Annotated in this window: 12 protein-coding genes; 11 read left to right on the forward strand and 1 reads right to left on the reverse strand. The window is 46.6% G+C overall.

Annotation, left to right across the window (positions count from 1 at the left end):
• Positions 1 to 9: 9 nt before the first annotated feature.
• Entirely contained in the window at positions 10 to 993 is a 984-nt protein-coding gene (locus GN111_RS09715; RefSeq protein WP_155303574.1) for a restriction endonuclease, read from the reverse strand.
• Positions 994 to 1,287: 294 nt separating this feature from the next.
• On the opposite strand from GN111_RS09715, the gene GN111_RS09720 reads away from it, so the two are divergent.
• From GN111_RS09720 to GN111_RS09765, 11 genes are all read left to right on the forward strand, one after another.
• Positions 1,288 to 1,506 (forward strand): hypothetical protein, encoded by a 219-nt coding sequence (locus GN111_RS09720; RefSeq protein ID WP_155303575.1) that lies wholly within the window; start codon positions 1,288 to 1,290, stop codon positions 1,504 to 1,506.
• A 110-nt stretch (positions 1,507 to 1,616) separates the two neighbouring features.
• A complete protein-coding gene (locus tag GN111_RS33870; protein ID WP_231715707.1) occupies positions 1,617 to 1,736 on the forward strand; it encodes a Rad52/Rad22 family DNA repair protein in 120 nt (39 codons plus the stop codon).
• 75 nt (positions 1,737 to 1,811) lie between these two features.
• Positions 1,812 to 2,237, forward strand: coding sequence for a CpXC domain-containing protein (locus GN111_RS09725; protein ID WP_155303576.1), 426 nt, complete (start codon positions 1,812 to 1,814; stop codon positions 2,235 to 2,237).
• A 114-nt stretch (positions 2,238 to 2,351) separates the two neighbouring features.
• Entirely contained in the window at positions 2,352 to 4,193 is a 1,842-nt protein-coding gene (locus GN111_RS09730; RefSeq protein WP_155303577.1) for a hypothetical protein, read from the forward strand.
• 262 nt (positions 4,194 to 4,455) lie between these two features.
• Positions 4,456 to 5,394 carry an AICE element replication initiation protein gene (locus GN111_RS09735; RefSeq protein ID WP_155303578.1) on the forward strand — a complete coding sequence of 313 codons (939 nt, stop codon included), beginning with the start codon at positions 4,456 to 4,458 and terminating at the stop codon, positions 5,392 to 5,394.
• Between the two features lie 126 nt (positions 5,395 to 5,520).
• The gene (locus GN111_RS09740) at positions 5,521 to 6,585 is read left to right on the forward strand and encodes a DUF1848 domain-containing protein (RefSeq protein WP_197740519.1); all 1,065 of its coding nucleotides are present in this window, start codon (positions 5,521 to 5,523) and stop codon (positions 6,583 to 6,585) included.
• Positions 6,586 to 6,711: 126 nt separating this feature from the next.
• Positions 6,712 to 8,859, forward strand: coding sequence for a hypothetical protein (locus GN111_RS09745; RefSeq protein ID WP_155303579.1), 2,148 nt, complete (start codon positions 6,712 to 6,714; stop codon positions 8,857 to 8,859).
• A 450-nt stretch (positions 8,860 to 9,309) separates the two neighbouring features.
• Complete coding sequence (locus GN111_RS09750) at positions 9,310 to 9,585, forward strand: HU family DNA-binding protein (RefSeq protein ID WP_155303580.1); 276 nt, start codon at positions 9,310 to 9,312, stop codon at positions 9,583 to 9,585.
• A 35-nt stretch (positions 9,586 to 9,620) separates the two neighbouring features.
• Positions 9,621 to 10,382 carry a tetratricopeptide repeat protein gene (locus tag GN111_RS09755; RefSeq protein WP_155303581.1) on the forward strand — a complete coding sequence of 254 codons (762 nt, stop codon included), beginning with the start codon at positions 9,621 to 9,623 and terminating at the stop codon, positions 10,380 to 10,382.
• Positions 10,383 to 10,441: 59 nt separating this feature from the next.
• Positions 10,442 to 10,705: an HU family DNA-binding protein gene (locus GN111_RS09760; RefSeq protein ID WP_155303582.1), complete on the forward strand. Its 264-nt coding sequence runs from the start codon at positions 10,442 to 10,444 to the stop codon at positions 10,703 to 10,705.
• Between the two features lie 456 nt (positions 10,706 to 11,161).
• Entirely contained in the window at positions 11,162 to 12,184 is a 1,023-nt protein-coding gene (locus GN111_RS09765; protein WP_155303583.1) for an MBL fold metallo-hydrolase, read from the forward strand.
• The last annotated feature ends 554 nt before the right edge of the window (positions 12,185 to 12,738 follow it).

Raw genomic sequence — 12,738 nt, forward strand, 5'->3', positions numbered from 1 at the left:
CAACGACAATCACTTATCAGCAGAAGCATTAGGCTGTAACTGATCAAGTTGATACATGCTCCGGTTCCAGTCCGTAGGCAACCAGAGTCCACCTTCTTCTCTTGGTGTATAATCACTAAGCCATGATACAACATCATCTCCATCACGTAAGTGAAGCCTGCAATCGCGAAGTCGGTTTTCTTGTCTCTTAACATCCTCTGTAAAAAGGCTTGAAGTTACTAAAAGCGAATGATCAACATCTGCTCGGCGCGCGGCACCGATGACAGCGTTAACGATATCCAACCCAATGCGACGTGTTCGTGCATATCGCTTGCATTCAATCAAGTACTTAGTCTCTACGCCCAATTCGTCGACCCTAATGGCGATTAGGTCTGCGCTCTGATTGCGAACCCGACCGGTGAGATCGACAATAAAGCCTCTACTTGATAGAATCTCAGCAACCATCTTTTCAAATGCTTCCCACGCCATCTGGTCGATAACTTCGGGATGTTTTTTTAGCCACAAAATGTACTCTGTATAAACCTCTTTGACTGATGTTACCAGATTCGTCGAAAGCTTTGCTATCCGCGGTCGTAATTGATCCCAAGCAACCAGAAATAAATTGACATATTCAGGATCAGGTGATCTATCCCAAAAAACGTTTTTGATAAAATCTTCGAAACTCACCGCATCTCGAAAAGGCATCCAATCAATGTCCTGATCGCGTACTAACTCGTTCTTAGCGTAAATGAGAAGAGACTCATGAAGTTCCTCTTTGGTAACATGAATATTGAAATAAGGATGAATATATTTAGCAACCACCCTATAATTGGCATCATTAATTTTATCCGCTATATTTAGTGATGGTTCCAAGAACTTCCGCCATAATAGTCGTAGAATTGGGGCACATACTTCTCTACGCATATCTTCCTTTCGGAATTTAAAATCAGAAGCTCTTTTTCCGATTTGATTAAGTTCTTTTTCAATCTCTTTATAGCGCCCAGGGTTGACCATAAAGACCTCCTTAAAGCTCCTTATGCATTTAATGTAAAGCTGTGTGGCTGCGTGGTTAATGATGAGTTCAATTTGAAACGGATTGCCCAATCAACATAAATATTAAGCGAAAACCATGAAAATTCAAAAGCATTTTGCAAGGTATTTAGCTACATGGACTACTAACCCACCAAACCTTATCACCGCCCGATCTGATTCCACCATAGCCCCCCTATAATCCACTTTCCCAACCCCAGGCGACCCCGTCAACCAGTCAGGTCGCCTTTTTTGCGTCTAAAAAAAGGAGGTCCGCTTATGTCCTACACACCCGAACTGTCCCTAAAATCATCCTGCATACTGCGCCGTATCGCTTGGGCTCTCGGCATTCCCATGACCCAGGCTATCGGACGCGTATTCGAGCACCTGCCCCGCATCTTGGACAGGAACATGGTCTGTGAGGCCTGCCGGGATAAAAGCCGGTGCCCCCAGTGTGCCTTCTGCAAAAGCAACCAACAATCCACAGAAAGGAGGTGATCCACACCACTTGAATCCGCATCGCTATTTCCGGTGACACCCGTCACCCTTCCATCCATAGGCTCGGTCATTTTGGCCGGGCCTTTTGTTTTTCTGAAAGGAGAAAATCCATGAAAAGAGAAATCCTCGAACAACCTTTTGGCCCAGAGCAGATCAAGCAGCGTGAAGGCAACTTCGGCAGAATGCTGGACTACATCGAAGGGCACGAAGTAACGGGAATTGGACGATGAGGACGATGATTACTGGACGATCATTAACAAACGTTGGTAAACGTGAACCGACGACCCCATAAGAAAGACGAAATCATGACATCAAAAGCAATGGAAACGATCAGGTGTCCTGCCTGTGGTTCCCAGCAGAAAATTGAGTTATATGAGACAATCAATGCCATGGATGATCCTGGCCTGGTTGAAAGACTACTGGCCGGTGAAATCAATTTGTTCACATGCGCCAGCTGCGAGCACCGAGCCCGGGTAGAAGCACCATTGTTGTTCAACGATTTGAAAATAGGGTTGAAGATTCAGTATTTTCCGGCGATATTGTTGGACAAAGATCCTGAAAACCTTTGTAAACAGTACTTTGGGATGATGACCGAGATGAAATCCTTTCAAAAGGAATTCGACTTTATGGCTAAATCGTTTAGGAATCAAAGCATCTATATCGTATTTTCAATGGAAGAGATGGTCGCTCAAATCAAGTTCCGAGCACTCCTCTACAAAAATAAAAGCTGAAACAGTGCCCGGACAGTGCTGTCCAATACGGCAAATCGTCCAAGGCAACCGTCCGGCTCAACTTGTTGGATACTAAGCCGATAATTGAGTCTGGACGGTTTGGACGATGAAACGATGCAAGACCTCATAAACGTATCATGGAGTCAGAACCCAGCAAAAAAAGCGAGCGGTGAAGAGATGACACAGGAATGGACAGTAAACGATCAATTTTTCCCTTTTGTCTGTGAAAGCTGTGAAAAAGAACTTGAAGACCATGAGATCATCCGATCAGCAGGATCGTATGGCTATGTAAATCTCACGAATGGTGAATTCACCTATATTGGTCTGATTTGCCCAATGTGCAACCATATCACGCTCCAGAAATATAGATCCAACTCCATCAAAACCGAGATGGATGACTTATTCTTCGCTCAGCAGGCCTATATCGCTTTCATGCCGGATGAATCGATTGAATTGTTTACCAAAGAGTGTAACGATTTGTTTTTAGTTCCAGACAAGACGCCACAATTAAAAGCTATCGATTATCCTATTGATCTGATTGACCAACATTCATCTAAATGGCCGTATAATAAATTCCTTTATAGAATTAGTGAAGACGACTTAGAGGTCATCATAAATTGGGAAAATAAAAATAATAGGAAAATCCTACCAAGGATTATATCTACCATTTCACCTTACCACAAGACAGAGTGTCTAATATCTTATTTGGATGATCCGGAATCAGAATATAGCAATCCGATTAGCGCAGAAGAGATCTATCTAATTCTATTCCACCTGGCGAGAGATAAATATCTTTACGCAGAAGAGACGACGATTACAGAAGAAATATTTAACAACCTTTCTATTCATTTTGTAGTTAATCGCAATTATAGTTATCCTGATGATTTTAAAAATATCTGCACTGACATACTAAATGAATATTTTCAGAAAAGAAGCAATTTTGATTTTGAACAAACATGGAAGAAAGATTTTTTAGATAAATATATTAAAAAACTTTTTTATAAAAAAGGGTACTACAGATCAGACCAATATTACAAGGATAAGCAAGAATTCGAAAAAATCCATGGAAAAGTTTTCAAAGGTCCTTATAAAAAGATAGATGAATCGCAACAGTCAGAGATCATGACCTGCCAAAAAGTTGTCACACAGATTGGTATAGAACCGATAGAATTGAGTAATTACATTTCCAGTGGTGACCTTCCCGCATATTATGGCAATCATGTTTATTATGATCCTCAAGAAAATGTAACACAAAGTGCTTTCATTGATCCAGAGAAATTTCTCTATTTGAGCTCGGAAGTCGATGAATTGTTATGGAGGCATCCGGAGCTTAAGCATAGTGTATCAACCAGTCCAAATGAGAACGAGCTTTCTTCTGAAGACAAGGATGCTGTTGAATACGAAAAGGTTGAGTATGAAAAAAAGAAATGGGATGAATCGCTCAAAGCAGCTGTCGCTATAGGATTCGAGTGCGCTAAAAATAGCCCAGTGTTTAATGTTGAAACATTGATCAGCAGCGTTGATAAGATATTTCCAAACCTTCCCGTTTCAAGTATTGAGACCATCTGGAGATCTCTTCCAGGCAATAATCGAAATGGTGATATTGATTGCATCTCAGGCTATTTATTAGAACGTAAAAATTTAGAAAGAAATCATTATAAATCAGCAAAAAGCAATGATGGGGTTAAACGAAACATAAAAAACAGAAGAAAAAAAAGAAAAGAATTGTTAAGTTCAATAAAGACCGCGATTGATTTTTCTTTATATATTTTTAATGAAGACAAATCTATGCGTAACGAAGATATTGATAAAATGCTACAATCAATGAACAAGTTGTTAACAACCGGTGCCATGATGAAAATCAGAGATGCACTTCCAGAAAAATATCGTAGAGGCAGTGGTGAATATCAACGCAAGAAAAAAGATGATGAAGACTTTTATGCATTAAATGAATAATGCATAAACACTCAATCCAAATAGTTCTATCTATCCTTCACAACCTTAATCAATAAGGTTCGTTTCTTTACCTCCTCCTGTTGCCTTACTACGTTCGGATAAAGGCATTTTTTATCAACCATTATTATAGGAGGACAATGCCATGAGTAAAGTTAAGTTGGGTTTCAGGGAGTGGACCAAGTTCAGTGTGAATTGCTGTTCGGGATGCTCCAACAATTGCAGGTATTGTTATGCCAAGGGGATGGCCGTTCGATTTCGACAGTTGACCGTCGAGGAGTGGCCGCTGGAGCGTATCCGTGAAAAGGATGTCATCAAACCGCAGAAGTCCTATGACGGTCGCGTGATGTTTCCATCCTCGCACGATATCACTCCGGCCAATTTGGATGCCTGTATGACGGTAATCGGCAATCTGCTGGGTGCTGGCAATGAGATTCTGATCGTCTCAAAGCCTCGGTTTGAATGCATCGACCGGATCTGCAGGGAATTTCAGGCCGCCAGCGACCTTTGCTGTAGCACCGCAACGGGTGCTGGCTTCACCGTCCGCACTTTATATACAACCACAGGACAAGAGCTTTTCATCTTTAAGCGCCCGATAATTTTCAATGGAATTTCTGACCTTGTTACAAAGCATGACTTTGCCGACCGAGCGTTGGTCGTGACCCTGCCGCCAATCAGGGCAGAGAGTCGACGTCCCATGTCTGAAATCAAAAGAGAATGGCAAACCTTACGTCCCTATGCCTTGGGTGCACTGTGCGATGCAATAGTGGAAGCCCTGAGAAACTACGATCATGTCCATTTAGATCGTGCACCACGCATGGCCGACTTTGCCAAGTGGGTGGTGGCGGCAGAACCGGCGCTGCCCTGGGAACGGGGTCAATTCATGGTAGAATACGAGAAGAATCGTCTCGAATTGATCGAAGTGGCCATTGAGTCTGATCCAATCTCCCTTTCGGTCATGGAGATGATGAATCGATTGGAGGGCAATAAGTGGACTGGAACGCCCACAGGCCTGCTCAAGGAATTGGCCGGTTATGTCCCAAACAACGGTGCCAGGAAAAAGAATTGGCCGCAAGCACCGAACATTTTTACCAACCGCCTCCGCCGTGTTCAGACTTTCCTGAGGGCCAAGGGGATCGAGGTCGAGCATACCAAATCCGGTAAGCGTCGCATTACCCTGAAGATGTGGAGCCAAGGGGCTTAGGCTCATCTCCGCCTAAATTTACCGAGAGCTCTGCCGGTGTAATCCGGCGGGGCTCTTCATTTATCTATTGGGTTCGCGCCTAGTTCGCGATCCATTCAACCACTTTTTGCCAACAAGGAGAATTTCATGAAGACAGAACAGATTGCTGTATTTCCGATGGTTGAAGCTTTCCAAGAACCCTGCAGTCAGTCTCACGAGCCGAAAGGTCTGGGCCAGACTGATTCCAAAGGGCGATGCTCACTCATGATCCACAACGATGCCGGCGAGGCATGCACAGCCACGTCCTCGTTGATCGTATCCGCCAGCCGCAAGACGGATATCCCAGCCCATTACAGCGACTGGTTCATGGAGCGACTGCGGCGGGGACACCTGATGGTCAATTTCCCGATCAAAAGGTACATCTCCTTTGCCCGGACCCGCCTGATCGTCTTCTGGACTAAAAACCCGCTGCCCTTGATGCGACATTTGGACGAAATCGATGCCAAGGGCCTCAACTATTATTTCCAGTTTACCCTCAACGATTACGAGCAGGAAGGCTTAGAGCCCAACGTCCCGCCTTTGGCTGAACGGATCGACACGTTTAAAAAGATTTCGGACCGGATCGGCAAGGAAAAGGTCATCTGGCGTTTCGATCCACTGATACTGACCGACACCATCGACCGGGAGCGGCTCATCGGCAAGATCTGCTCGCTGATGCAGGCACTGGCTGGTCATACCGAGAAAATGGTCTTCAGTTTCCTGCATCCGGCCACACACAAAAAGGCCGAACGGAAGCTTGAGAAAGCCGGAATCAACGCCAAGAGCTTTTCGGATGACGAAAAAGCCTATGTGGCCTGGCATATCGCGGAGATGGCCGCTGAGAACGGCATTCAGGCGGCCGCCTGTGCCGAGGCAATGGATCTGGCACCTATGGGTATAATCCGGAACAAATGTATCGATGACGGGCTTATCCGGCGGCTTTTCAGCCATGATCATGAATTAATGGCGTTCGTCAACGACGGCAATGGCCTTTCGGACAAGGGCCAGCGTCCGTTGTGTGGCTGCATACCGAGCATCGATATCGGCACCTACGATACCTGCCGGCATTATTGCCGCTATTGTTATGCCAACGTGTCCGAAACCGCAGTCGAAAACAAGCTCAAACGCATTTCCCCCACCGGAGAGTTGCTTGTGCCGCCTGTTGCGGACTGATCCAACATCGGATGGATTTTTGACCAAGAGCCCTGCCGGCTGATCCGGCAAGGCTCTTCTTTTACCCAAGGGTTCTTCGTTAGCGCGAACCCATATAATCGTTTTTTTCTCATTAAGGAGGATTTCATGAAGATAGAACAGACTACCGTGCCCCCGACTGTCGATGCTTGCCAACTCACGTGCCCACAAGCCAAAGTAACTTTGGCTCCCACTGAGACCGATTCACGAAGCCGTGTTCCGATCATCGGCAAAGACGATGATGGTGGGAGGCCCACGGCAATCCATCCCGGTGAGCTATGCGCGAAATTCAGAGAAGAGAGAAGCCTCTTTGGATATACACCGCACGTTTTGAAAAGCGGTATCCAGAAATATGGCCGGCGCAATAAACTCATGAACGGCTTGTGGTGCCTGGTCGAGATGGACCTGTTCAGCCTGTTGGAATGGGATGGACCGACGCTCGAGGCTTATCTGAAGGAACATCCCGGCGAATCCCGGATCAATGTCCAGCGGTCAGCACAGCGATTACGCACGAATATGGCCAACCGCCTGGTGGTGATGATGTCCGAGGAAGTCAGTATCTCCGCATGGTGGATGCCGATAAAGATGCTGGACCTGTATCAAAAATGGTGGGCGACGCGTGATACCCCTGAATCGCGAAAGCACCTGGTGGACATATACCGGTATTTACTGTCCCAGCGCATGATTCGGCTCATCAGCGATCTGCATTCAGTCTACCTGATTCCGCCGGATTACGTTAAACCCAAACAGATGAACGATTTGGTCCGGATACACAGGGGCATAAAAACGTTGCACCCTGCTTTATACACCGATCAGTCAAGTGTCGGGGAAATTGATTGGGATTTGGACGATTATCCGGCAAACCTTCGCCCCTGCATCGAGGGCATCGTCTACAACCTCGAAGCCGGCAGCGATCATGTATTTTTCTGGATCAATCAACTGTGCGACCGCGAGCGACGGGACGGCGTCGGGGAATATCAGTACCTCAAGGCGGTCTGGTCAGTGCTGCATCGGTTTATCGACCGGCATCCCGGACAAGAGTTCGTTCGGGAAAGCATTTCTGCCTTGGAATGGTTCTTCAAGAAAATGACCCATCAGGAAAAGCCGATTTACCTGTACCACGCGATCCTTTTATTGGTTCGAAGGCAGCAGATTGATTGGGAAGCAAAGGCCCCACACATCGACACTCCGATTGCTGAGGTAGAAAGTCTGTACGCTTTTCACCTCGCCGGCAGAAAGAGGCCGATGGATGACTATATCCTGGACCTCCACACCCGTCGCGGCAAGCGAAGTGGGAATTGCCTTGAAAACTTTGCCATGGAGGGGGCGTATATTGAAAGAGAAAATGTCGATTTCCTCCGGCCGGAGTATCGCGAGATTTACGTGACGTTAAAGCAAGAGCTGGATCTTTATAGAAATAAGGGGTTGGAGGAACAGCAGAAAAGATGGCCCCTCAGGAAGTTGGCCTGCCGGGTCGGCGTTCCGATTCAGTCGCTGTCTTCAACGGCCATGGCCCGAATAAAAAAAGCCCCCCATGCCAAGCTGAAAACGGCGGTATACAAAAAGCCGGTCCATATCGTTGGAGACCTTGTCTACAAAGGCCCGTACACCTTCGACGTTCCCCGGTTCATCAACAACCTGAGATTCACCTATGCCTTGCAGGTGTTGGAAGAAAGGCTAAGTCTGCCTGAATGGCTGAGGGCGTCATTGCCTTGGCAATGCATCGACTATGATGGCAATGATGGGTATTTCCTGGCGGCGCCGAATGTTGGCAAAACGGGCTCCATTCCCTTCAAAATAGCGTCTTCGAAGCTCGAGGCGAACGTACCCGTGGTGACAAAGGGTGGTTGTGTCAGGCGGGTTGCGGATATTGAGAGCAACGGGCAGATGACGAATGAAGCCAAACGAATAGTTTTGCAGCATCTGTATTTCAGATTTTTGCTGGGCATAGGCGATTCGGGTACCCATCAAATCCTCATTCGAGAGGACTACAAAACCTCCGGAAGATTTCTGGCCGGCGTAGATATCGAAGAGCGGCGCGGGGTCAAGGAAAACGGTTCACGTTTAGACCATCTGTTCAAGAAGGCCCCGTCGAAATTCCAAAGATCGATGTATGCGCCTGTAGTCGACCAAATCAGAGCGATTGGCCATCATCACTTGGACCCGGATACTTTGGGCAGGTTGAGTGCCGTGGGGATCGACCCGGAAAGCGTGAAGAAAAACATCGGGGTCTGGGAAGGCCTGAAGCCTTTCTGATCGATACCGAACCTTTGAAAGCTTTGATAGAAGGCATTCCGACCGCCGCCTGAATCGAGGATATGGATTTGGAGCCTAATATTAGCCCGAAATCAATGCATCGATGACGGGCTTCTCAGGTGGCTTTTCGTCTGTGATGCGGATACCTCTCTATGAGGAGTTGTTTCTGCCGCCAGACGCAGCCTGATGCAACGAGGCATTACCGTCCATAAACACCGTCCGGCTCAACCTTCTGAATATTCGTTAAATTGTTGGATCTGGACGGTTGGACGGTGTTTTTTCACGAAACCTTCTTTTTCTGCCCACCGTAAGCCCCGCCCACCATCTTCGATTTTCCACAAGCATGGATAACTTATTTTGATCATTGACAGATTTGCTTAGCAACGGTTATCGTGCTCGGAATGTCATGCCTTATCCTTTTTCAAAATTATTACCAGGAGCACCATAATCATGAACAAGCTTGAGCTGATCCAGGCATTGAAGGACGCCACAAACCTTTCTAAATCCCAATCTGCCGCTGTTGTGGACATTTTCTTCAATGGAATGGCCGATGCCCTGGCCTGCGGTGATCGGGTGGAAATCCGCGGGTTATGCTCTTTTTTTGTCAAGGAATATGGTGCCTACATCGGGCGGAATCCGAAAACCGGCAAAAAGGTAAAAATTGCGCCAAAGAAGCTTCCGTTCTTCAAGCCGGGCAAGGAACTGAAGGATCGGGTTGATTTGTAGATCCCGTATAACACAAGGACAGACCACAATATAAAATGAAAAGGAAACAAAAACGAAAAGGCGATACCAACCAATCGTCTGCTGCATCCGCATACAAGAGAGGCGAGTATCTGTATTTCGAAAAAGGTGATCCTGATACCGCACTCAAATATTTCATAAAAGCTGCCAAGGCTGGATGTGCAAAGGCGTATGGAGAGATTGGGATAATCTTGCATCGCGAGAAGAATGAACCAGACGAGGCAGAAGAATGGTTCATAAAGGCTGAACGATCGAATTCTTTATTTCCAGCCGCACGATACGAATACGGAATGTTGCATTATCTGAGCAAGGACGATTGGGAAACTGGACTGAAATACTTGCTTGAATCTGCAGACCAGGGATTTGAACTGGCCTATGGTGATATCGGAAGCATCGTTTATATGTATAAAGAAAAAATAGATGAAGCGGAGGAATGGTTCAAAAAGGCGGAACAATCCGATTGCCTCTTGGCTCCAGCTGCCTATTATTACGGGCTATTGTTATGGTTGGGAAAAGATAAATGGGAAGACAGTTTCAAATATTTCAAAAAATCAGCTGAAGAAGGATTTGAGCCTGCTTACGGTCAACTTGGTACGATTCTCTACCTGGAAAAATTCGATATTGATGAAGCGGAAAGATGGTTTGAAAAAGCTGAAAAGGCTGATTGCCTTGATGCCCCGCAAGCACATGATTACGGAATGCTATTGATTGAAGAGCGGGGCGAGACAGAGAAAGGCAAGAAATATTTGAAAATAGCTGAAGAGGACGGTTACTTTTAAGGAAACGGTGGGCAAGAGGCAATATACGGAGTTAACCCAAAACTCACACTGGAGGCCACATGACCAAAGCTGAACTTATCGAGAAAATCGCCAAAGATGCCGACATTCCCAAAACCACCGCGAAGGCGGCATTTGATTCCGCGCTGGACGGTATCAAAAAGGGCCTCAAGAAAAGGAACAGCAAGGTCACCCTGGTCGGATTTGGGACCTTTAAAAATGTTTATCGGAAAACTCGGATGGGCCGTAACCCCCAGACGGGTGAAAAGATAAAAATCAAAGGGCGCAGTGTAGTTACTTTCAAACCAAGCAAGAACCTTCCGTAGCGACCTACTATTCTGTCATTCAGGGAGGACCATGTATCTGGTCCACTTTGTTTGGCAAGCGCTTCATCTTTCCATTACATACATGTAACATCTTGCTATTGTTTGTTTTTTTCAGCATATGGCAAGAAAGCTGTAGTTTTAGGAGAACCGTTTTTCGTGAGATAGCCTGAACATAAACCTGGTTACAAAAATAAGGCCCGCTTGATACGAGTTCGCGAGCTTTGCACAGTTGCGGCAACAGATAAAATGATACACGCTTGATCCATAACAGAAAAACGTGGTCGTATTCATCCTGATCATCGGTGCAGAAATTATTGAAGTCGGGCGTCGCTTCGAAGAATTTTAAACTGATTGATTGTACTGCCTGCTTGTGCAACAAAGGCAGCTTGCCTTGCTCGATGTCGCCATTTTGAGTCTTTTTTCGAAAAAAACTGTTGATATTGTATAAGAGGACCCATGATCGAAGAGCTGAAACTTAACCTGTTTCGCATTGAAATTCCGCTGCCCAAAACTCCGCTCAAATATTTGAACGCCTATGTGGTTCGGTCGGCAGAGAAAAATCTGCTCATCGATACCGGTCTGAACCATGAGGCCTGTCTAACCGCCATGCGAAGCGGTCTGAAAGAGATCGGGGTTTCACTGGACCATACCGATATTTTCATTACCCACCTGCATGCTGATCATTACAGCCTGGTTTCCCAACTGGCCACGCCGGCCACCCGGGTATGGTTCAACCGGCCGGACGCGGAAATTGTGGAGTCCTGGGACGGCCTGGAGTGGATGTTCGACTATTCCAGCAGACACGGGTTTCCCGTGGACCGTTTGCGCCCGGCCCTGGCCGCCCATCCGGCCAGCAAATTCGGGTCCGAGTGGAACCCCGAATTCAAGATCATTGCAGATGGGCAGCAGCTTCAGTACGGCGATTATACCTTTATATGCGTCGAGACTCCCGGTCATACCCTGGGACATACCTGCCTGTACGAAGCGGAAAAGAGAATCCTGATTTCTGGGGATCATCTTCTCCTCGACATCACCCCAAATATTACGTGCTGGGCGGATGACCGCAACCCGCTGGGCAGCTATCTTAAGAGCCTGGAAAAGGTGGTCGAACTGGATGTCGACCTGGTATTGCCCGGCCACCGCCGGCTTTTCAACGACCACCGAGGCCGCATCCAGGAACTTCAGGATCATCATCAGCGCCGGCTTAACGAGGTGATGAATATCTTGGACGGCTCAACCTTGTGCGCCTATGATATTGCCTCGCTGATGACCTGGGACATCCGAGCCGCGTCCTGGGATCATTTCCCCGTCGTTCAGCAGTGGTTTGCCACGGGTGAAGCCATCGCCCACCTGCGCTACTTGGAGGAGATGGGGCAGGTGGAGCGGCAGACGCATGACGGGGTCATCCAATTCCATAAAACAGAACGGACGCTTGAAGCAGAATACCTGACGACTGGGCAGGTGAGTAATTCGCAATAGGGTGCTTCACGTATAAAATTGTCTGCGTTGTCAATGCCACCACTACCGTGATAAATCGCAATCTGGGGTAAGGATATCCTCCTCAGAATATAAAGCCTTTGCAGCCCTCTCTCGAACTGCTTTTCAAACTTGGCATTATCCACCTCCCAACCAGTGCAGCGTTTGTGTAACTAAAATTTTAAAAAACGAGTCACAAAGCATTTTGATCAAGGTACTCGGCCCTGAGTGTTCGGGGACGTGAGGGTTGAAATTTATGCTCATATGACGAAGAATGAAGCCTTCACCGCCCTCGACACGATGGTTTTCGGCAACCAATCTACAAAAAATTGAATGAGTACGACGTGACAACGCCTCGTCATTATTCCCAATTGATCGAATTTTCTCCGAAAAACCAAAAATAGAGCATGAGGGAGCGCCAACCGAAACAAATATAATGCAAATGCAATATTTTTTTTTGCGTACGACGAGTTATAAATAACGATCATCAATTTCCCGAAAAATTATTTTTGTCTCTATCAATGTTTCCCCTCTGTTTAGTTTTCATGCGGGTTTAA

The sequence above is a fragment of the Desulfosarcina widdelii genome, assembly GCF_009688965.1.
Classification (GTDB): Bacteria; Desulfobacterota; Desulfobacteria; order Desulfobacterales; family Desulfosarcinaceae; genus Desulfosarcina; species Desulfosarcina widdelii.